This window comes from Streptomyces sp. NBC_00872, from assembly GCF_045161915.1.
GTDB lineage: Bacteria > Actinomycetota > Actinomycetes > Streptomycetales > Streptomycetaceae > Streptomyces.
The window spans coordinates 7,689,989-7,710,967 of sequence record NZ_CP108806.1; the positions used below are offsets into that span (position 1 = coordinate 7,689,989).

At 73.0% G+C, this 20,979-nt stretch carries 15 protein-coding genes; 8 read left to right on the top strand and 7 right to left on the bottom strand.

Annotated elements, in window-relative coordinates:
• Positions 1–78: 78 nt before the first annotated feature.
• Genes OG214_RS32960 through OG214_RS32970 form a run of 3 tightly spaced genes read left to right on the top strand, consistent with a single transcriptional unit; the run spans position 79 to position 4,930 of the window.
• The gene (locus OG214_RS32960) at positions 79–699 is read left to right on the top strand and encodes a YigZ family protein (RefSeq protein WP_405986774.1); all 621 of its coding nucleotides are present in this window, start codon (positions 79–81) and stop codon (positions 697–699) included.
• A complete protein-coding gene (locus OG214_RS32965; protein WP_405986775.1) occupies positions 696–1,862 on the top strand; it encodes an exonuclease SbcCD subunit D in 1,167 nt (388 codons plus the stop codon). The genes OG214_RS32960 and OG214_RS32965 overlap by 4 nt, the downstream gene beginning before the upstream one ends.
• The gene (locus OG214_RS32970) at positions 1,859–4,930 is read left to right on the top strand and encodes an AAA family ATPase (protein WP_405986776.1); all 3,072 of its coding nucleotides are present in this window, start codon (positions 1,859–1,861) and stop codon (positions 4,928–4,930) included. Before OG214_RS32965 ends, OG214_RS32970 begins: the two co-directional genes overlap by 4 nt.
• 45 nt (positions 4,931–4,975) lie before the next feature.
• Here OG214_RS32970 and OG214_RS32975 read toward each other — a convergent pair whose 3' ends face one another.
• Positions 4,976–5,422 carry an Lrp/AsnC family transcriptional regulator gene (locus tag OG214_RS32975; RefSeq protein ID WP_405986777.1) on the bottom strand — a complete coding sequence of 149 codons (447 nt, stop codon included), beginning with the start codon at positions 5,420–5,422 and terminating at the stop codon, positions 4,976–4,978.
• 94 nt (positions 5,423–5,516) lie between these two features.
• Between OG214_RS32975 and OG214_RS32980 the strand changes: the two genes are divergently transcribed.
• Positions 5,517–6,059, top strand: a complete 543-nt coding sequence (locus OG214_RS32980; protein ID WP_405986778.1) for a rhodanese-like domain-containing protein — start codon at positions 5,517–5,519, stop codon at positions 6,057–6,059.
• A 143-nt stretch (positions 6,060–6,202) separates the two neighbouring features.
• A complete protein-coding gene (locus OG214_RS32985) occupies positions 6,203–7,066 on the top strand; it encodes an SDR family oxidoreductase (RefSeq protein WP_405986779.1) in 864 nt (287 codons plus the stop codon).
• A gap of 166 nt (positions 7,067–7,232) precedes the next feature.
• Here the strand turns inward: OG214_RS32985 and OG214_RS32990 are convergent, their stop codons facing one another.
• The 5 genes from OG214_RS32990 to OG214_RS33010 form a co-directional block, all read right to left on the bottom strand.
• The gene (locus OG214_RS32990; protein ID WP_363081184.1) at positions 7,233–8,915 is read right to left on the bottom strand and encodes a DUF885 domain-containing protein; all 1,683 of its coding nucleotides are present in this window, start codon (positions 8,913–8,915) and stop codon (positions 7,233–7,235) included.
• Positions 8,916–9,331: 416 nt separating this feature from the next.
• On the bottom strand, positions 9,332–10,804 hold the full coding sequence (locus OG214_RS32995) for a GNAT family N-acetyltransferase (RefSeq protein WP_405986780.1): 1,473 nt from the start codon (positions 10,802–10,804) through the stop codon (positions 9,332–9,334).
• 31 nt (positions 10,805–10,835) lie between these two features.
• Positions 10,836–13,658, bottom strand: a complete 2,823-nt coding sequence (locus tag OG214_RS33000) for a DUF6493 family protein (protein WP_405986781.1) — start codon at positions 13,656–13,658, stop codon at positions 10,836–10,838.
• On the bottom strand, positions 13,655–15,031 hold the full coding sequence (locus OG214_RS33005; protein ID WP_405986782.1) for an SWIM zinc finger family protein: 1,377 nt from the start codon (positions 15,029–15,031) through the stop codon (positions 13,655–13,657). The genes OG214_RS33000 and OG214_RS33005 overlap by 4 nt, the downstream gene beginning before the upstream one ends.
• A gap of 210 nt (positions 15,032–15,241) precedes the next feature.
• Positions 15,242–16,879, bottom strand: a complete 1,638-nt coding sequence (locus OG214_RS33010) for an alkaline phosphatase D family protein (protein ID WP_405986783.1) — start codon at positions 16,877–16,879, stop codon at positions 15,242–15,244.
• A 169-nt stretch (positions 16,880–17,048) separates the two neighbouring features.
• Here OG214_RS33010 and sigJ point away from each other — a divergent pair, with 169 nt between their 5' ends.
• Both sigJ and OG214_RS33020 read left to right on the top strand, forming a co-directional pair.
• Positions 17,049–17,945 carry an RNA polymerase sigma factor SigJ gene (gene sigJ / locus OG214_RS33015; RefSeq protein WP_405986784.1) on the top strand — a complete coding sequence of 299 codons (897 nt, stop codon included), beginning with the start codon at positions 17,049–17,051 and terminating at the stop codon, positions 17,943–17,945.
• 255 nt (positions 17,946–18,200) lie between these two features.
• Entirely contained in the window at positions 18,201–18,977 is a 777-nt protein-coding gene (locus tag OG214_RS33020; RefSeq protein ID WP_363081934.1) for a GntR family transcriptional regulator, read from the top strand.
• A 193-nt stretch (positions 18,978–19,170) separates the two neighbouring features.
• Here OG214_RS33020 and OG214_RS33025 read toward each other — a convergent pair whose 3' ends face one another.
• Entirely contained in the window at positions 19,171–20,334 is a 1,164-nt protein-coding gene (locus OG214_RS33025; protein WP_363081933.1) for an ROK family transcriptional regulator, read from the bottom strand.
• Positions 20,335–20,482: 148 nt separating this feature from the next.
• On the opposite strand from OG214_RS33025, the gene OG214_RS33030 reads away from it, so the two are divergent.
• Positions 20,483–20,923, top strand: coding sequence for a nitroreductase family deazaflavin-dependent oxidoreductase (locus tag OG214_RS33030; RefSeq protein ID WP_363081932.1), 441 nt, complete (start codon positions 20,483–20,485; stop codon positions 20,921–20,923).
• The last annotated feature ends 56 nt before the right edge of the window (positions 20,924–20,979 follow it).

The window sequence follows — 20,979 nt, forward strand, 5'->3', positions numbered from 1 at the left end:
GCGCGCGGTGCGCACCCCCGCGGGACGGACCGTACGCCCCGGCCAGCACCGTCCGGCCCCGCCGCATAGGGTGGGGAGATGCAGGAGCAGTACCGGACCGTCGCCCGCGCGGGTACGCACGAGACCGAGATCAACCGGTCTCGTTTTCTCTGCGCGCTGGCACCCGCCGCGAGCGAGCGGGAGGCGCAGCAGTTCGTCGCGCGCGTCCGCAAGGAGCATCCGACGGCCACCCACAACTGCTACGCGTATGTGATCGGCGCCGACGCCTCCGTACAGAAGGCGAGTGACGACGGAGAGCCCGGCGGGACGGCCGGGGTGCCGATGCTCCAGATGCTGATACGGCGCGAGGTGCGCTACACCGCGGCGGTCGTCACCCGCTACTACGGCGGGGTCAAGCTCGGCGCGGGCGGACTCATCCGCGCGTACGGCGGAGTGGTCGGTGAGACCCTCGACGCCCTGGGGACGGTGACACGGCAGCGCTTCCGGCTCGCCACCGTCACCGTCGACCACCAGCGCGCGGGCAGGCTGGAGAACGATCTGCGCGCCACGGGCCGTACGGTGCGCGAGGTGCGGTACGGCGAGACGGTCACCATCGACATCGGCCTGCCGGACGCGGACCTGGCGTCCTTCCGCGCCTGGCTCGCCGACACCACGGCCGGGGCGGCCGTACTGGAACTGGGCGGCGAGGCCTTCATTTGAGGATTCTGCACACATCCGACTGGCATCTCGGCCGGTCGTTCCACCGCGTGAGCCTGCTCGACGCCCAGGCCGCCTTCCTCGACCATCTCGTCGCGACCGTCCGGGACCGTGACGTGGACGCGGTCCTGGTCGCGGGCGACGTCTACGACCGTGCCGTACCGCCGCTCGCCGCCGTGGAACTCTTCGACCGCGCGCTGCACCGCCTCGCCGAGGCCGGCGTACCGACCGTCATGATCTCCGGCAACCACGACTCGGCGCGCAGACTCGGCGTCGGCGCCGGACTGATGGAGCACGCCGGGATCCATCTGCGGACCGACCCGGCCGGCTGCGACACCCCCGTACTCCTCTCCGACGCCCATGGCGAGGTGGCCTTCTACGGACTGCCGTATCTCGAACCCGCCCTGGTGTGTGCCGAGTTCAAGGCGGCGAAGGCCGCACACGAGGCGGTGCTCGGCGCCGCGATGGAACGGGTACGGGCCGACCTCGCGCGACGCGCCCCCGGCACCCGCTGTGTGGTCCTCGCCCATGCCTTCGTCGTCGGCGGGGCGCCCAGCGACAGCGAGCGCGACATCACCGTCGGGGGAGTGGCCTCCGTACCCGTGGGGATCTTCGACGGCGCGGACTATGCCGCACTCGGCCATCTCCACGGCTGCCAGACCCTCACCGAGCGCGTCCGCTACGCGGGCTCCCCGCTCGCGTACTCCTTCTCGGAGACCGCTCACCGCAAGACCATGTGGCTGGTGGAGCTGGGACCGGACGGCGGGATCGACGCCGAGCGCGTCGACTGCCCGGTGCCGCGCCCCCTGGCCAGGATCCGCGGCCCGCTCGACGCGCTGCTCGACGATCCCGGGCTCGCCCGGCACGAGGACTCCTGGGTCGAGGCGACCCTCACCGATCCGGTGCGCCCGGCCGAACCCATGGCACGGCTCACCGAGCGTTTCCCGTACACCCTCAGCCTGGTCTTCGCCCCCGAACGCGGTGAGGACGACCCGCTCGCCTCCTACGCCCAGCGGCTCGCGGGCCGTACCGACCAGCAGATCGCGGAGGACTTCGTGGCGCATGTACGGGGCGGGGCCGGGCCCGACGACCGCGAACGCGCCGTGCTGCGCGACGCCTTCGACGAGGTACGGGTCGACGCCGCGAAGCGCGAGGTGAGCCGGTGAGACTGCACCGGCTGACGATCACCGCCTTCGGCCCCTTCGCCACCACCCAGACCGTCGACTTCGACGCGCTCTCCACCGCCGGGCTCTTCCTGCTGCACGGCCCGACCGGCGCGGGGAAGACCTCCGTGCTCGACGCGGTCTGCTACGCGCTCTACGGAGCGGTCCCCGGGGCCCGGCAGAGCCCCGGCGCCTCCCTGCGCAGCGACCACGCGGCCCCCGGGACCGCCACCGAGGTGACACTCGAACTGACCGTGGGCGGACGGCGGTTCGAGATCACCCGGCGGCCCGCCCAGCAGCGTCCGAAGAAGCGCGCCAAGGGCTTCACCACGGAGAAGGCACAGAGCCTGCTGCGCGAGCACGACACCGAGCGCGCCGACTGGCGGGCACTGAGCCGCTCCCACCAGGAGATAGGCGAGGAGATCGGCCAACTGCTCGGGATGAGCCGTGAGCAGTTCTGCCAGGTGGTGCTGTTGCCCCAGGGCGACTTCGCCCGTTTCCTGCGCGCCGACGCCGAGGCGCGCGGCAAGCTCCTCGGTACCCTCTTCGACACCCGCAGGTTCGCCGCGGTGGAGGAACGGCTCGCGGAACTGCGCCGTGCCGCCGAACACCGGGTACGCGCGGGTGACGACCGGCTGCTCGGTGTCGCACAGCGCATCGCCCAGGCCGCGGACGGCAGTTCGTTCCCGGAAAGCCGGCCGGGTGAGGCGGGGCTCGCCCAGGCCGTCCTGGAGTGGGCCGCGGTCGCCCGCTCCACCGCCCAGGAGCGGACCGATATCGCCGAGTCGGCGCTGGCGGCGGCCGAGAGCCGACGGGCCGCCGCCCGGAGCGAGCTGGACGCCGCGAACGAACTGGCCAGGCTGCAAGAGCGGTTCGCCGACACCCGGCTGCGCGCCGAGGCGCTCGAAGCGCGCCGCCCCGAGCGCGACCGCGGCCAGGCGCTGCTGGAACGGGCGCACAAGGCCGAGCTGGTGGCCCCGGCGCTCGCCCTGCGCGACGACGCCGAGGAGGCGCACCGGGAGGCCTGTGACGAGTACGACCGCACCCGGGCGCTCCTGCCGCCCGATCTCGCCGAGGCGGGCGCCGAGCAACTGGCCTCGCTGGAACGGACCATGCGGGAGGAGCTGGGCGCTCTCGACGCGGCCCGGCGCGCGGAGTCGCGCAGCGCCGAGATCAGCGGGGAACGCGCCGGACTGGACCGGCAGGCGCGCGCCGACGAGGAGATCCTCCAGGACGCGGCGGGCTGGCTGGCGGACTGGGAGTCCGAGCGCCAGGCGCTGCGGGACCGTATCGAGGCCGCCCAGGACGCGGCGACACGCGCCGAACAGCTCGCGGGGCGGCTCGAACCCGCCCGGCGGCGGCTCGAAGCCGCCGTCCGGCGCGACCGTCTCGAAGCGGCGGCCGACGACGCCGAGCGACGGCTGCGGCAGGCCAGGGAGCATGCCAACACCGCCCATGAGACCTGGCTCGAACTGCGGGAACGGCGGCTGCGGGGCATGGCGGCCGAGCTGTCCGCCCGGCTCGTGGACGGCGAACCGTGCGCGGTCTGCGGCTCCGAGGCCCACCCCGGGCCCGCCCGCGCCACCGAAGGACAGGTCGAACCGGCCGCCGAGGAAGCGGCGTTGACGGCCCATCAGGGGGCGGCGAAGGCCCGTGACACGGTCGAGCGCGAGCATGTCGCGCTCATGGAGCGGTACGCGGCGGCCCGCGAGGCCGCCGGGGGCGCGGGCGAGACGGCCGGGGGTGCGGGCGAGGACGTGGGCGGGGGTGTCGGCGGGGACTCGGGCCAGGGTGCCGGTGTCGCCGAACTCACCTCGCTCACCGAGGAGTTGGAACGGGAGTACACCGAGGCCCACCGGCTCGCGGCCGGTACGCACGCGGCCCGCGAGGCCCTCGACCGCGCCGAGCGCGAACACGAGAAGCGACTCGCCGCGCGGCAGCACGCCGAACGCCGGGTCGCCGCCCGTACCTCACGGCGCGAAGCCCTCGACCGCGAACAGAGCGTTCTGCGCGCCGAGTTGATCCGCGCCAGGGGAGACGCCGAGACCGTCGCGGAGCGCGCCGGACAGCTCGAACGCCGGGCCGGGTGGCTGGCCGAGGCCGCCGAGGCCGTGCGCGAGGTCGACACCACGGCGCTACGGCTGAAGGAGGCCGACGGCAGGCTCGCGACCGCCGCCTTCCGGGCCGGTTTCGACACCCCGCAGGCCGCGGCGGCGGCCCTGCTCACCGATACCGGCCGGCGCGAACTCCAGCACCGGCTCGACGCGTTCCAGGCCGAGTCCGCCGCGCTCGCGGACCGGCTCGCCGAACCGGACGCCAGGAACGCCGCCGCGCGTCCGCCCGCCGCCACCGACGCCGCGCGGACCGCCCACGACCGGGCCGAACGAGCCCTGAGAGACGCGTCGGCCGCCGCCTCCACCGCCCGGGACCGCCGCGCCGAACTGGGCAGACTCTCCCGGCTGGCCGAGACGGAGGTACGCGCGCTCGGCCCGGTGCGCGAGGAGTACGACCGGGTGGCACGCCTCGCCGGGCTCACCGCGGGCACCTCCGCCGACAACGAACGCAGGATGCGCCTGGAGTCCTACGTCCTGGCGGCCCGGCTGGAACAGGTCGCCGCCGCGGCCACCGTACGGCTCCAGCGCATGTCCTCCGGGCGGTACGCCCTCGTCCACTCCGACGCGAGAGCGGGCGGCCTCCGCCGGTCGGGGCTGGGGCTCCAGGTCATCGACGCCTGGACCGGCAGCGCGCGCGACACGGCGACGCTCTCGGGCGGCGAGACCTTCTTCGTGTCCCTCGCCCTGGCGCTCGGTCTCGCGGATGTCGTCACCGACGAGGCCGGTGGCGTACGGCTGGACACCCTCTTCATCGACGAGGGGTTCGGCAGCCTGGACGACCAGACGCTGGACGAGGTCCTCGACGTCCTGGACGCGCTGCGGGAGCGCGACCGCAGCGTCGGCATCGTCAGCCATGTCGCCGACCTGCGCCGCCGCATCCCCGCCCAGCTGGAGATCGTCAAGGAACGGCACGGCTCGGCGGTACGCCCGCGCGTGGCGGGGGCGCTCGGCGACTGACCGACGGAGCGGCGCGGGGTGGATTCCCACGGCGGCGGCGGGGTCTCAGCGGCTGAGGGAGCGGCGGGGCAGCGGCGAGGAGTAGACCACGCTGGTGGTGACCGAGCCCAGGGCGCCGATCCGGCCGGAGATCTCTTCGAGATGGCTCATCGAACGGGCGGCGACCTTCAGTACGAAGCAGTCGTCGCCCGTCACATGGTGGGCCTCCAGAATCTCGGAGGTCGCCTCCAGCAGATCGTGGAACGGCTTGTAGTTGCCGTTCGGATAGCGCAGCCGCACAAAGGCGAGGATGGGCCGGCCGAGCCGCTCACGGTCGACCACCGCGGTATAGCCGGAGATCACCCCCGACTCCTCCAGCCGGCGCACCCGCTCGGTCACGGCGCTCGCGGACATGGAGACGGCTCTGGCCAGTTCGGCGAAGCTGATCCGGCCGTCCCGTTGCAGCACATCCAGCAGGTGCCAGTCGGTGGCGTCCGGCGAAAACTCGGTCATCAACGAGAAATAGCAGGGAAAGCACCCGTCCATCAAGGCGATGACCGGGGAATCGCTCTTCAGAGGACGGGACGACGACCGTAGATTTCTGGTCATGACCACACATTCCCGCACTTCTTCCCAGGCTTCCGCCCGCACTCATGCGCACGCTTCCGCCTCCGCTCCGTCGGCCGCCGGCGGTCCCGTGCTGCGGGTGCCGCCCGCCTCGCCCGGGGAGGCCGTCGCCTACTTCGGCGCGCGCCTCGCCTTCCACACGGATGTCTCCGATGTCGCCGCCGCGCTGGCCGCCGGCGGTGACCCCGGCTTTGTCGTGCTCGACTCCCGCTCCACCGAGTCCTGGGACCAGGGACATGTTCCGGGAGCCGTTCATCTGCCGACCGCGCTGATCGCCGGGCGGGCCGAGCGGCTTCTCGACAAGGCGGTGCCGGTCGTCACGTACTGCTGGGGCCCCGGCTGCGACGGCGGAACGCGCGCCGCGCTCGCCCTCGCCGGTCTCGGCTACCGGGTGAAGGAGATGCTCGGGGGCATCGAGTACTGGATCCGGGAGGGCTTCGAGACCGAGACCGCCGAGGGACCCGAACGGCGCGACGCCGATCCGCTGACCGCACCCGTCGGCGCGGCGGACTGCGGTTGCTGACCGGCCGTACGACACGCTTCCCGTGCTGTACGGCGTGCTTCCCGTGTCGTACGGCGCACACCCCGTGCTGTACGGCACGGGGTGTGCCCGGGGCCGGGAAACCCGGATGACATCCACCGCCGTACCGACGAACATGGGCGCCCATGTCCGCACTTGATTCCCCCGCCGATTCCCCCGCCCCCCTGTCCCTTCGCCGTGATCCGCTGCCGCTGCGCGGCCGGACCGCGCTGGTGACCGGGGCCAGCCGCCGTGGCGGTATCGGCTGCGCGGTCGCGCGGCGGCTGGTCGCGTACGGCGCGAGCGTCCATCTCCATCACCACGTCCCGCACGACGCCGACCGGCCCTGGGGCGCCGATCCCGAGGGGCCGGAGGGAGTCGCCGCCCATGTACGGGAGGCACGGGCGGATCCGGCGGCCTGGGTGACGCACGGGCCCGGGGATCTGTCCGGACTCGGGGCACCCGCCGAACTGATCGGCACCGCCGCCGAGGCGCTCGGCGGACGGCTCGACATCCTTGTCGCCAACCACGCGCTCAGCGGTTTCGACGGCACGCTCGACACCGTCGACGCGGCGATGCTCGACGCGCACTGGGCGACCGACACCCGGTCGGTGATCCTGCTCGTCCAGGCGTACGCACGGCTGCGCGCGAAGCTCCCCGCCCGTACACCCGGTGGCCGGGTCGTCATGATGACGTCCGGTCAGGATCTCGGGGGCGGTATGCCGGAGGAGATCGCGTACGGGCTGGCCAAGGGAGCCCTCGCCTCGGCGACACGGTCCCTGGCCACCTCGCTCGCGGATCTCGCGGTGACGGTCAACACCGTCAACCCCGGTCCCGTCGACACCGGCTATCTGACGGGATCCGCGTACGAGGCGGTCGCCGCGCGATTCCCGGCCGGACGCTGGGGCATGCCCGACGAACCGGCCCGGCTGATCGCCTGGCTCGCCACCGACGAGGCGGAGTGGATCACCGGTCAGGTCATCGACTCGGAGGGCGGCTTCCGCCGCTGAGCCGGCCGGACGCCGCCGGGCCCGTGCCTCTCGGCCGGGCCCGGCAGCCGCGCGTCGGCGTGCCGTATCAATCACCGCCACCGCCACCGCCACCGCCACCGCCACCGCCACCGCCACCGCCACCAGCACCGCTACGGCCACGGCCACCGCCACCGTCGATCGTCGCTCAGAGCTTGGACAGCTCCTCCACCAGATCGTCCAGACCCAGGGAGCCCTGTGACAGCGCCGCCATGTGCCACGCCTTCGCGTCGAACGCGTCGCCATGTGCCTTACGGGCGTTCTCCCGCCCGAGCAGCCAGGCGCGCTCGCCCAGCTTGTAGCCGATCGCCTGGCCCGGCATCGAGAGATAACGGGTCAGCTCGCTCTCCACGAAGTCCGCGGGACGCCCGCTGTGGTTCCCGAAGAACTCCTGCGCCAGCTCCGGTGTCCAGCGCTCGCCCGGGTGGAAGGGCGAATCCGCCGGGATCTCCATCTCCAGATGCATACCGATGTCCACGATCACCCGGCAGGCACGCATCATCTGCGCGTCCAGATATCCGATCCTGCGCTCCGCGTCCGGCAGGAAGCCCAGCTCGTCCATGAGCCGCTCCGCGTAGAGCGCCCAGCCCTCCGCGTTGGCGCTGACCATGCCGACGGTCGCCTGGTAGCGGGAGAGCTGATCGGCGACCAGTGTCCACTGGGCGAGCTGGAGGTGGTGGCCGGGCACCCCCTCGTGGTACCAGGTGGACACCAGGTCGTAGACGGGGAAGCGGGTGGCGCCCATGGTCGGGAGCCAGGTGCGGCCGGGCCGCGAGAAGTCCTCGGACGGACTGCTGTAGTACGGCGCGGCGGGCCCGCCGGGCGGGGCGATCCGGGACTCCACCTTCCGTACCTTCTCGGCGAGTTCGAAGTGCGTGCCGTCCAGCGCCTCGATGGCCTCGTCCATCAGGTTCTGGAGCCACTCCCTGACCTCGTCGACCCCCTCGATGTGCTCGCCGTGCTCCTCAAGATGCGCGAGCGCCTCCCAGGGACCCGCGCCGGGCAGGATCTTCTCGGCCTCGGTCCTCATCTCGGCCAGCAGCCGGTGGTACTCGGACCAGCCGTACGCGTACGCCTCGTCCAGATCCAGATCGGTGCCGTTGAAGTAGCGCGACCAGCGGGCGTAGCGTTCCCGGCCCACGGTGTCCGGCGCGTCCTCGACGGCGGGCGCGTACACATCGCGGATCCAGTCGCGCAGCTCGACGACGGCGGCGGTGGCCCGGCGCGCGGCGTCGTCCAGCTCGGTACGGAGCGGGTCCGGGCCCGCCGAGGCGAAGTCCTCGAACCAGCCGCGCTCCTCGCCGGCCCACTCCGTGAGCTGGCCGACGAAGGTCGCGGTGGGGCGCGGCCCGGCGTACAGCTTGCGTTCGAGCCCGAGGGCGAGCGAGGCGCGGAAACCTTCCAGCGCCGCGGGCACGGCCCGGAGCCGTTCGGCGATCGCCGCCCAGTCCTCGTCCGTCTCGGCCGGTGTCACGGTGAACACATCGCGGATGTGATGCGCCGGCGAGTGGATATTGCTGACCTTGCGCAGCCCCTCATCGGTGTCATGGACGGCGAGTTCCGCCGTCAGACGCTCACGGAGCAGCCGGCCGCAGCACCGCTCGGCATCTGCGTCCGCGCCCGGCAGCGTCTCGGCCCGGTCGAGCCGGGCGAGGGTCTCCCGGGCGAGATCGGCGAGCGCCTGCTGACCGGCCGGGGAGAAATCGGGAAGGCGACGGGAACTCTCCGCGACGCCCAGAAAGGTGCCGGTGATGGGATCGAGTTCGATGAGTGCGTCGACGTAGGCGTCGGCGACCTGGCGGGGCAGCGCGCTGCCGGCTGTGTCTGACATGCGGGCCATCCTCTCCAAGAGAGACGCCTCCGTCACATCATGGATTCCGTGGCATGGGCGGATTGGCCGACGACGGAGGCTTGAGCGGCTCCTGATCCCCCCGCAGTAAGGCCACTTGAGAAGCGCCAGGCAGGAGCCCGGGAGGTGGCGGGGGCGACTTCGGGCCAAGAGCCGGATTCGTTCCGCTTGGAGACAGGCAGGCCGGGGACCGGAGCGGACTCCGGCCTCCCTTCGAGTTTGGCCGGATCGAGACGTTCGGCCCGCTGGAGCGGGCGGTGGACGGCGGCGCGGTCGGCCGCGCCGGGGCGGTGCGCGGGCGTCCGGTCCCTACGGGGCGAGCGTTCGGATATGGCGGGTTCGGATGGGGCGGGGGTTCGTTCGGGCAGGGCGGGTTCGGACAGGGCGGGTTCGGTCGCTCAGCGGTCGGCCTGCTCGTGGTCGAAGAGACCGGAGTCCCCGTACGGCGGCAGCATCGACAGGGACGTCGGGTCCAGCCGGGCCGTGATGACGAGCGTGCCCTCCTCGATCTGGTAGTCCAGCGGCAGACCCAGGTCACGCATGGTCGCGACCATGGCGGTGTTGGACGCCTGGGTGACCGCGTACACGCTGGTGCAGTGCGCCTCCACGGCGAGCGCGACCAGCCGGCCGAGCAGCTCGGAGCCGATACCGCGCCGCTGCCAGGAGTCCTCGACGATCAGCGCGACCTCGGTCTCGTCGCCGTCCCAGAGCAGATGCCCGAGGGCGACCAGCCGTCCGGAGGCCGACTCGACCGCGAGCGTACGCCCGAAGCGCGGGCTGAGCAGATGCTGGAGATAGCGGTCCGCGTCGCCCACCGGGCCGTGGTAGCGCTGGCTCAGAGTGCGCTCGGAGCAGCGGCCGTGCATGGCGAGCGCCGCGTCGAGGTCGTCGCGGTCGGCGCGCCGTACGGTGATCTCCTCGCCTTCCGGGAGCGTCAGCACGTCCTGGCTGCGCGGGATACGAGGGCCGAGCCGGGCGTCCAGCTCGACCAGGGCGCGGGCTCGGGCGAATTCGGTGGGCGTGAAGGCGAGATACGGGCGCTCGACGGTGATGCTTCCGCCGTTCGGGTCGTGCAGCCGCATCTCCGTCCCGTCCAGCACGCCCTCGACCGGCGCGCTCTCACCGGCGCCACGTCCGGTGACCGGGACACCGGGCCGTGAGTGGATCGTGCAGCGGCCCAGCAACTGGCGCAGCGCGAGGGGCAGCTCGGCGCCGTCCAGCGCCGTACGGGTGGCCAGACCGAGCACCCGGGTCGGGGTGTCCACCAGGTCGTGCGCGTCGGCCCGCTCGATCCAGGTGCCGCTGCCGCCCGCCGCCGAGACCCCGCCGATGAGGTCCTTCGCCTGGAGCGCGGCCGGGGCGCGCAGCAGGAACTCGTCCACCGTGCCCTCGGCCAGCGGATGGGTCTGGAGGGTGAGGATGTCCACATGGAGTGCGGCGAACGCCGTGCACAGCGCGGCCAGACTGCCCGGCTCGTCCCGCACGGTGGTCCGCATCCGCCAGAGCACCGTCTCCACCGTCTCGGCCGGTACCGCTCCCCGGCGGGGGTCCGGAAGGGCCGGAACGGGCAGGGCGCCGACGCCCGCCCCGCCGGTCACGGTCCCGCCGGCCACGGTCGGACCGGGATCGGAGAGGGCGGAGGCCGGTGGGGTATGACCGTGTCTCCGCGCCCACCAGGTGTGGAAGGCGGCGGTGGCGATCAGGGTCAGGGCGGAGGCGAACAGCAGAAACGTACCGTCGGGTCCATGCGCGATCATGTTCGCCACGGAGTCGGCGACCGCCACCGCGATGAACAGGGCGGCCAGTTCGACAAGGTCCCGTCGCCAGTGGTGGGGGCGGCGGACACTCTTCGCGGACGTCACATTGGTCATGACCTCACTTTGACGGAATGGTGTTGCGTGATCACGAACGGTTTGTGACTGATGGGTTAAGGATGGATCTGTTCCCATTTGGGCGATCTTTGGCCAATTCTGGCCTGTAGTGATCGTCTCCCTGACGCAATGCGGCCAGCAGCCGGGCCGCCTGGGAGGCGAGACGTGACGAGCCCCCGCGGCCCGCCGATTCGGCCAGACCGGGTATCCCGTCCCGCGCGCCGCAGCGCTCCACACATTCGGCGGCCACGGACAGCAGCTCCCCGAGGCCCGGACGTGTCGCCGCGGCGGCCTTCCCGGTCCTGGTCCTCGCGGCCAGGGCCGTACCGACCCCCGCTGCCCCCGCCCCGGCCCCCGGTCGCGCGGCCCCGGCGGCCAGCAGACCGGGCAGCGCGGCGCCGAGCACCGACCAGACCGTGGCATACGCACCGGTCTCCGCGGCCGTGCGAGCGGCGTCGGCCAGCCGGCTGACCTTGACCGCCCCGGAGGTCACCAGGGTGGCCAGTTCCCGCCCCAGCAGCGGTCCGTCCAGGTCATCGCGGGCGGCCAGCACCAGCAGCGCGTCCACGGCCGACAGCCGGTCGTCCGGATGCCGGGCGCCCAGACCGTATGCAAGCCCCCGGTGCAGGCCGGTGCCGGCGGGACCTCCGCTCTCGGCGAGCACCGGCAGCCACCAGGAGCCGCCCCGCTGGTCGTGCTCCGCGCAGGCCGCCACCGTGGGCAGCAGCCACCCGGCGAGTGTCTCCCGGTCCTCGGGCAGTACGGCGGGCCAGTTGGCGTTCTCGCCACCGATCCAGTGACGGCACCCCGATCCGGCGGGCCGCACGGGACTGCCCAGCCAGCGGAAGGCCGGCGGGAACTCCCGGTGGATCGCCAGCCGCTCCCTGACCGCGCCCATCCGGCCCGTCACCGACCCCAGCCGGCGGCGGCCCTCCCCGGCGGACTCGTCCGCCTCCGGCTGCCGGGGCTCCCCGGCGGGTTCGAGCGCGGGCAGTGCCGTTCCGTCCCCGCTGAGCCAGGCGGCCATCCGGCCGCCCTCGGGGGAGCCGAGCGCCGCCGCCGCGCGCGCCGCCTCCGGGTCGGTCTCGCGCCGTACCCGCAGGAGGGCCTGGGCGAGGTCCACCGGAGCCGGGGTGGCACAGAGCCGCTGGTACTCGCTGAGCCGCTCGACCAGGACATCGGGATCCAGCGCACCCGTCCGCCAGGTCGGCGTGGCCAGCAGGAAGGGCAGCGGTCGGGTGCGCAGCAGATGGGCGGCCTCCCACAGCCGCGCCTCGGTGACTCCGTTCAGCACGGTGTGCGCGCAGGACTGCCGTACCGCCGCCCGAGCCCTGGTGTTCCACAGCGCCGTGACGGAGACCCGCTCGCATATGGAGGCGGCCACCACCTCGATTCCATGGGGGATCCTGGAGAACCGCCGGTCGCGGTCCTGCTCCGAATCGCCTTCGAGCCACCAGCGGTCGGCCAGCGCGTGCCTGAGCGCGTCGGCGAGCGCCGCCCGGTCCCGGTAGGCATGGCGTACGAGCCCGTCCAGCGTCCGTTCGAACGAGGTCACCTCCTCGCGCTCGCTCGAGACGACCAGTGCCACCACCTCCTCGACCAGCTCGGCGAGGCCCGCCGGGGCGGGAGCGAGCCGAGCCGGGACCGGCACCGGCGGCAGGATCTCCTCGTACGGGACCGGATCCGGCTCCGGCGCCGGTTCACCGAACACCTCGGTGGCCCGCGCCCGGTGGACCGGGCTCAACGAGGCCGCCGCCAGGGCCAGTTCGGCCCGCATCTCGGCACCGGCGGCGGGGAGATGACGCGCCATCAGCTTCAGCGCGCGCTCCTGGACGGTGGTGTCCTCGTGTCCGAAGACGTCGGCGACGGCGGGCAGCAGCTCACCGGCGGAGCCGCCGTCCGCGCGCAGGACCTTGCCCAGCAGCACCAGTTGGGCCCTGACGAGCTTCTTCTCCGGCCGGAACAGCACCGACCGGGACATGTCCGCGAGGCTCCGCACCGGCAGATCACCGGCGAGCGCCAGCCTGCCGAGCACGCCCTGCGCGTACCCCGCGACGGTCGAGGACCCGTCCGCCGCCATACCGATCCAGTCCGTCAGATGCTCCCGCTCCTCGTCCGCGGTCAGCGCGAGCCGGCGCAGCAGATTCAGGAAGAAGCCCAGATCACCTGGTGTGCCGCCGCGCAGCAGACGCGCGATGGCGGAGTCGACGAGCAGACCGCGCTCCACCACGCCCTCCTCGGCGAGAACGGTCAGTGCCGTCGGCCAGTGGTGCGGTTCCTCGGCATCGCCGTACCAGCCGAGAGGCGAGGAGAGTTCCGCTGTCCCGAAGAGCCGGGGCACCATGGTCCGCACCAGAGGATCCGCCCGGAGGGCGGGCAGGAGCCTGCCGTGCGAAGGTGTGGCCTCCGCCCAGCCGTGCACGAACGCGTCGGTGGCCGGCACCGGACATCCCGCGAGCCGCACCAGGCCCGCGATCAGCGGATAGTCGAGCTGCGCGGTCGACGCCCGGCCCGCGAGCCGGTGTGCCACATCCCCGAGCCAGCCGGGATCGCGCTCCGCGAGCAGACCGAGCAGCTCACGATGGGGCACCCCGCGCCCCTCGCGCAGATCGCGGGCACCGATCCAGGCGGCCGTCGCCGCGGCCCCCGTATGACAGCCGGCCCCGGCCACCAGCAGCGCGTACCCCGCCTTGGTGCGCTCGCGCCACCGCCCCCAGGGCCAGCCGCGCATCTCCGTACGGAACGCCTTCAGCGCGGCCAGCTCCGTCTTCCTGTCCGCCGCGCTCAGCGGGGCGACCAGTGCGGGAACGTCCTGGACCCGGCCGGCCCGTACGGCGTCGAGAAGCCCGCTCATCGCGCGGCCCCGCTCATCACGACGGACTCGCGCCGCGCCATCCGGACGGCCAGCGCGTGGGCGCACGGACCGCGTCGGCCCCGGTACTCCGCCCACCACCGGCAGGTGCAGCTCAGCACTCCGTCGGCCTCCCGCACCTGGTAGCGCCGCTCGCCCGAGGCCACGGCGGCCAGTTCACCGTCGAGTGTCACCGCCCCCGAGGAGAGCAGGGCGCGGGCCGAGACCAGCCGTGGATTGTGCCGCTCGGCGCGATCGGCGTCGTACGGCAGCTCACGGTGGAAGTACGACGCGTCCGCGAGGTCGTAGCCCACCCGGCCGGCCGTACCGAGCCGGGTCAGCGCCGCCCGAACCCGCCCGGCCGTCAGCCCCGCCTGCCCGGCCAGCTCCGCCGGGTCGATCCGCGGCTCCCACGCCAGCAGTACGGACACCAGCTCGGCGTCCTCCGCCGCCTCTCCGGTGGCCAGCGACTCCAGCACCCCGCCCTCGCCCGAGAACCCGCGCGCCGCGCTCGGTGACAGGGTGAGCGTCAGCCGCATCCCCGGGAGCACCGCCTCCCAGGCACTCGCCGTCGGCGCCCCGTCCGTCACCGGCCCGTACACCCGCAGCGCCGTGGCGTCCCGCAGCACGCGCTGCAAGGCGGCCAGCCGTTCGGGACCCGGCAGACAGACGGCTCCCGGCACCGGCCGGGTGGTCGGCCGCAGAGTCCTCCCCGCCGGTACGACCCAGCGCGCACCGCGCGAGGCCGTGCCCGAGCCGCGCGGCAGCGAGCGCAGAAAACGGACGGCCTCCCCGGCGGACAGCTCGGCCCGCAGATCGAACCCCGCGGAGACGACCTGGGCCTCGGCGAAGCCCCGCAGCCAGCGGTCCGGCAGCGGAACCTTCTTCTCCACGACCGGCCCCCGGACCGTGGTGACCGCCAGCGAGTCCGGACCCACCCGCAGATGGAGCGGATCGTCACCGGTCATCCGGGACAGGGCCTCGCGCAGCGGGCTGTTCACATCCACATTGGTCGTGCCGTGCCCCGTCCGCGCGCCGTCGAGCCCGTCCGGCTCCACATCGAGACGCGCGTACACCCCGCAGCAGCCGGAGAACGACTCGAAGCGCAGCCGGTCGCCGTTCCCCGTCACCACCGGGTCCAGCGAACTGCCCGGTATCCGCTGGTAGTAGCGCGCGCCGGCGACATCCGCGACCGCCAGCAGCCCCCGGGCGGCGGCCCTGGGCGAGGCCAGGAAGCCCGAGAAGAACCGTGGGTGCGCCTCGGCGCCGGCGGGGGTCAGCCCGCCGGAGGTCTCCAGCCCGAGGAGCCGCCCGCCCGGGGCGCTCTCCAGGGCGGACGGACGGGAGTAGGCGATGGCCTGCGTGGATCGCGTCATGGAAAAGACGTTAGATCCCGGCACTGACAATCGGCCTCGGACGAGGGAGCGCGGGCGCTCGAACGCCCTCGCCGGGCACGGCACGGCCGGGCACGGCACGGCCGGGCACGGGCGGCGGTGGACGCCAACCGCCCGTGCCCCGGCCCCCGTTGACCACCGCGACTGCTGCCCGACCGACTACCGCGACTACTGTCCGGCCGACTGCCCCGGCTACTGCCCGACCCGGCCCGGCTGGAGCACCTTGGTGAACAGCACGGAGCCGCCCTCGGCCCGCAGACGCACCGTCAGCTCACCGCTGCCGCCGTCGATGTCGACCTCGCCGAAGAGCTGCGGCGCCTCCATCGGCGAGACGTTCGCCCGGTCAGGAGCCTTCACATACACCCGGTCAGGGCCGAACGTGCCGTCCAGGGCACTGGCCTGGAACTGGCCCGCGGCGAGCGGTCCCGAGACGAACTCCCAGAACGGCGCGAAGTCCTTGAACGCGGCCCGCTCCGGCTCGTAGTGCTGCGCCGAGGTGTGGTGCACATCCGCCGTCAGCCACACCGTGCCGGTGATCCGCCGGTGCTTGATGTACCGCAGCAGTTCCGCGATCTGGAGTTCCCGGCCGAGCGGGGCGCCGGGATCGCCCTGGGCGATCGCCTCGATGTTCGCCGTACCGTCCGGTACGACCAGACCGATCGGCATATCGGCGGCGATCACCTTCCACACCGCCCGGGACCGCGACAGTTCGCGCTTGAGCCAGTGGAGCTGCTCCGCGCCCAGGATGCCGGTCGTGTCGTCGGACTGCCGGCCGGGCGAGTTGGCGTTGCGGTACGTCCGCATGTCGAGGACGAACACATCCAGCAGCGGCCCGTGGTTCACCACTCGGTGGACACGCCGGTCCGTCCCGCGCGCGCCCCCGCCGGAGATGGGGAAGTACTCGTGGAACGCCTGTGTGGAGCGTGCGGCGAGCACGTCCACGTTCTTCTCGGTGTAGCGCACGTCGTCGAGAATCTGGCCGGGGTACCAGTTGTTGCGCACCTCGTGGTCGTCCCACTGGACGATGGACGGCACCTGCGCGTTGAACCGGCGGACGTTCGCGTCGAGCAGGTTGTAGCGGAAGTTGCCCCGGTACTCGTCGAGGGTCTCCGCCACCTTGGACTTCTCCTCGGTGGTGACGTTGCGGTAGACCCGGCCGTCGGGCAGCGTCACGCTCGGCTCGATCACGCCGTCCGCGTAGATCGTGTCCCCGCTGCACAGGAAGAAGTCCGGGTCGAGCCGGCGCATCTCCTCGTACACCCGGAAGCCGCCGATGTCCGGGTTGATGCCCCAGCCCTGGCCCGCGATGTCGCCGGACCAGAGGAAGCGCACACCCTGCCGGCGCTTCGCGGGCGCGGTACGGAAGGTGCCGTACACCGGCTCGCCGGTACGGCGGGGGTCGTGCGGGTCGGCGAGAGTCACCCGGTAGTGCACCTGCTCACCGGCGGGCAGTCCGCTCAGCGGGACCGTGCCGGTGAAGTCGCTGCCGGGGCCGAGCAGGGGGCCGTGCCAGGTCCGGGCATGGCGGAACGACTCGGTGGCCGAGGTCTCCACGGTCATCCGGGCGGCCCTGTCGGACCGTACCCACACCAGCCCGGTCGAGGTGGTGATGTCACCGGTCTGTACGCCCCAGGCGGCACCCGGCCGTCCCGACCTGGCCTGGGCCGGGGCGGCGGTGGCGAGCGCGGCACCGGGGAGGGCCAGCGCGGCCGAGGCGGCGAGCGACCCGCGCAGCACACTGCGGCGGGCGGGGGAGTCCGCGGCGCCGGCGGCGCCGGCGGCGTCCGCGGCCGGGGACGGAGAGGCGTTGTTTCCGGGGCTGTTGGACATCGATGAGCCTCCTGGGCAGGTGGACGCCGGGGTGTCGTGCCATGCCTAGTCCCCGGTGGCGGCCACCGCGCGAACCCCGTATGAACAACCCGTCGCCCCGCGTCTCGAAGACGTACGGCCACGCGCGCGTCACCTGGACAGCCGACAGACCGTGGGCTGGGATGGGACGGTGGCGACTGAGACGACGAGCACCGACGAGTTCGAGAGGCACCGGAGCGTACTGACCGGGGTGGCCTACCGCATGCTGGGCCGGTTCGCCGACGCCGAGGACGTGGTGCAGGAGGCATGGCTGCGCTGGAGCGGGCAGGAGCGCACGGACGTCCGCGAGCCGCGCGCCTATCTCGTACGGATCACCACCCGTCTCGCCATCGACCGGCTGCGCCAGGCCCAGTCGCGGCGCGAGGCCTATGTGGGCCCCTGGCTGCCGGAGCCGGTCGTCACCGACTACGGTCCGGCCGCGCCGGACACGGCCGAGCGTGCCGTACTGGCCGATTCGGTCTCGCTCGCCGTACTGATCGTCCTGGAGTCACTCTCGCCCCTGGAGCGCGCGGTGTTCGTCCTGCGTGAGGCCTTCGGCTTCCCCTTCGGCGAGATCGCCGCCGTACTGGACCGGAGCGAGACGGCGGTCCGTCAGCTCGCGGGCCGGGCCCGCCGCCATGTCGAGGAGCGTCGGCCCCGTTACGACGTGGACCCCGCCGAACGCCGCGATCTCACCGAGCGGTTCCTCGCGGCGGCGGGCGGCGGCGACATGGAGGCCCTCATCGGTCTGCTGGCGCCGGACGTCCGGCTCGTCGGCGACAGCGGCGGCAAGGCCAAGGCGCCGCTGCGGGTCGTCGAAGGCGCCGACAAGGTGGCGCGGTTCTTCACCGGCGTCGCGGGCGACGCGGCCCTCTACGAGAGCCGGACCGTGGAGATCAACGGCGCCGTGGCGCTGCTGTTCCTCCGCGAGGGAAAGCCGGATCTTGTCCTTCAGCTGGAGATCGCCGACGGCAAGGTGCGCGCCGTCCACATCGTGCGGAATCCGGACAAGCTCAGTGGCGTCACATCGGAGCGCCCGGCCCTGTAAGCCCTGCTCGCCGCTCCACGCGTTACGGGACCCCGCGTCCATTCCGGCCGCGGGTCTCCGTGTTCCCCGCCTCTCACCGGCGTACGAACGTACTGTGAACACCCTGAGTCGGGGAGTGACTTCTCTCGGTGACCGAAGCAGGATTGGTCTTGACCAACTGGATGGGCGGTCCTATCGTCGCTAGTTAGTGCAGGAACCTTTAATAAACATTGCACGGAAAACCCGCCGGGGACACGGCGATTGCGGAGGATCAGGGTGGGGACCACGCAGCTTGAAACAGTGCCGGAGCCTAAGTACTGGCACCTCAAGACCGTTCTCGGTGAAGCACTCGACTCCGACTTCGCGGTGGGTGAGATCCTGCCCAACGAGCGTGAACTGGCCGCTCGTTTCGGGGTCGCGCGCGCCACGCTGAGGCAGGCGCTCGAACAGCTGGAGCTGGAGGGCCGGCTCCAGCGCCGCCGCGGCGTCGGCACCACCGTCGCGCCGCCCCGGGTGGGCGTGGACGTCTCGACCGCCCAGCACGAATGGCCGGGCGCCGCCCAGGACGCCTGGCAGCCGATCGACTGCTCCCTCGCGCCCGTCGGCGCCGGAGTGGCCCGGCTGCTGGAGACGGAGACCGGCGAAGAGGTCCACACGGTCCGCAGGATCCGGGTCACGCACGGCCAGTCCGTCGCGGCCGAGCTGCTCTACGTACCGTCCTCGTCCGTGCCCGAGCTGTCGGCGATCGACTCGCCGTCCGGCCCCGCCCGCGCCCGTAGCGTGCTGCGTGAGCTCCAGCGGCTCTGCCTCGACGGGCAGGACCGCGCGGTGGAGCTGGGCTCCGCGCGCGCGGACGACGCCAAGGCGCTGGACCGGCTGCCCGGCGCTCCGGTGCTCGTGGTCACGACGCGCTATGTGGTGGACGGGCGTACGGCCGCGGTCTCGGTGGCGACCTACCGCGCCGACACCTGCCGGCTGACCTTCGGCGCCTCCGGCGACCTGGAGATCAGCGACCACGCCGGCGATCACCCGCAGGAGCGCAGGGCGTCCTGAAGCCCTGAAACCGGGCACCCGCGCGGGAGTTCATGGAGCCGCGGGGTCAGTCCATGGGCCGGTCCCGGCCGACCTGACCGCCGGTCGCGGCCGATCCGACCGGCCCCGGCCGACCTCACCGGCCCCGGCCGACCTCACCGGCCCAGGCCGGACCTCACCGGCCCAGGCCGGACCTCACCGGCCCCGGCCGACCTCACCGGTCCCGGCGGGACGTCACCGTGCTCTCCACCGCGAAGAGCTGCTCCTCGACGTGATCGAGGGCCAGCCGCAGCGCGCCCGTCGCCACCGCCGCCTCACCGAGCAGCGAGAGCGTCACCCGGGGCGGGCGCAGACAGTAGCGGGAGAGTTCACCGCGCAGCGGGTCCAGTACGCCGTCGAGCCCGGCCGCCCAGCCGCCGATCACGACCAGCTCCGGGTCGAGCGCCAGCACCAGCGCCGCCACATCGTGCACCAGCCGCTGGATGAACCGCTCGACGGCCTCCTGGGCCCGTATGTCGCCCTCCTTGGCATGGGCGAAGACCTTCGCCACCGCCTGCTCGTCGAGCGGATGCAGCGGCTCGTCCGTCGTCGACAGAAGCTTCTCGGGCGTCACATCGCGGCCCAGCAGATGCAGCGCGCCGATCTCGCCCGCCGCCCCGCCGAACCCCCGGTGCAGCCGGCCGCCGATCATGGCGCCGGCCCCGGGACTGAGTCCGGCCAGTACGAAGACGATGTCGTCGGAGTCGGTGGCGGCGCCCTTCCACTGCTCGGCCACCGCCGCCGCGTTGGCGTCGTTCTCCACCAGGACGGGACATCGGAACGAGCGGCGCAGCCGCTCACCGAGCGCCAGCCCGGTCCACTGGGGGAGCGCGGTGCCCAGCCGTACGGTTCCGTCGGCCTCCACGATGCCGGGGCTGCCGACACCCACCGCCCGCAGGGAGCCACGCGGCACACCGGTGCGCCGCAGGAGATCGGCGACGACCAGCCGTACCCGCTCCAGGCGTTCGTCCGCGTCGGCCTTCTCCGAGACCTCGCGCGTCCCGGCGCCGATGATCCTGCCGTCCAGTCCGGAGAGCAGCGCGGCGATCCGGTGCGATCCGATCTCGATCCCCAGCAGATGGCCCGCCTCGGCGCGGAACCGGAACCGCCGTGCGGGGCGGCCCTGTTTACGGGTCTCGCCCTCCTCCGGGGCGCACTCCACGACCAGGCCCGTCTCGATCAGCCCCTCCACCACACCCTCGACGGTCGGCCGGGACAGATCCGTGATCCGGGTGAGATCGGTGAGGGTGAGAGGACCGGCGCCCCGCAGGGCGTGCAGCACCACGGCCGAGTTGATCCGCCGCAGGAGAGAAGGGTCTCCGCCGGTCAGCCGCCCCACGGTATGTCCTCCCAGTTCGCGCGTGTTCGGCGGATGCTACTCGGTGGTTGACCGCGCGGCGAGTCACGAGGCCCCAGGGCCGATGAGCGGGTGCCCGGGGCTGATTAGGGTGGGACACGTTGGCGACGGACGAGGCCGAGGAGCCGGGATGGCGCAGGACGAAGATGTGGTGATCAGCCCCACGGGCTGGGTGGCTGAGCAGGCGAGGACGTACGAGGAGTCCGACGGCGCCCGCGGCACGACGATCCAGGGAGTGCGGTGTCTGCTGCTGGACTACCGCGGCCGGCGCACCGGACAGCTGCGGCGCACCGTACTGATCTACGGGCGTGACGGCGACGACTATCTGCTCGTGGCGTCCAAGGGCGGCGCCGACGAGCACCCGCTGTGGTACCTCAATCTGGAGGCGAACCCGGATGTACGGCTCCGGGTGGGCGCCGAGCGCTTCGCCGCGCGGGCGGAGACCCTGTCGGCGCAGGAGAAGGCCCGGGTGTGGCCGGGACTGGTGGAACTGTTCCCTCCGTACGAGGAGTACCAGAAGAAGACCGACCGGGACATCCCGGTCGTACGGCTGACGCGCGTGGCGGACTGAGGCGCTGAACCATGGCCCCCGGGTTTTGCCGTCGAGGCGGACCGGGGGCCTTGGGC

Excerpts from the sequence above, each read along its gene's own strand:
- OG214_RS32960 (WP_405986774.1), top strand. The coding sequence starts at position 79 with ATGCAGGAGCAGTACCGGACCGTCGCCCGCGCGGGTACGCACGAGACC.
- OG214_RS32975 (WP_405986777.1), bottom strand. The coding sequence starts at position 5,422 with ATGACCGAGTTTTCGCCGGACGCCACCGACTGGCACCTGCTGGATGTG.
- OG214_RS32980 (WP_405986778.1), top strand. The coding sequence starts at position 5,517 with ATGACCACACATTCCCGCACTTCTTCCCAGGCTTCCGCCCGCACTCAT.
- OG214_RS32985 (WP_405986779.1), top strand. The coding sequence starts at position 6,203 with ATGTCCGCACTTGATTCCCCCGCCGATTCCCCCGCCCCCCTGTCCCTT.
- OG214_RS32990 (WP_363081184.1), bottom strand. The coding sequence starts at position 8,915 with ATGTCAGACACAGCCGGCAGCGCGCTGCCCCGCCAGGTCGCCGACGCC.
- OG214_RS32995 (WP_405986780.1), bottom strand. The coding sequence starts at position 10,804 with ATGACCAATGTGACGTCCGCGAAGAGTGTCCGCCGCCCCCACCACTGG.
- OG214_RS33000 (WP_405986781.1), bottom strand. The coding sequence starts at position 13,658 with ATGAGCGGGCTTCTCGACGCCGTACGGGCCGGCCGGGTCCAGGACGTT.
- OG214_RS33005 (WP_405986782.1), bottom strand. The coding sequence starts at position 15,031 with ATGACGCGATCCACGCAGGCCATCGCCTACTCCCGTCCGTCCGCCCTG.
- OG214_RS33010 (WP_405986783.1), bottom strand. The coding sequence starts at position 16,879 with ATGTCCAACAGCCCCGGAAACAACGCCTCTCCGTCCCCGGCCGCGGAC.
- OG214_RS33030 (WP_363081932.1), top strand. The coding sequence starts at position 20,483 with ATGGCGCAGGACGAAGATGTGGTGATCAGCCCCACGGGCTGGGTGGCT.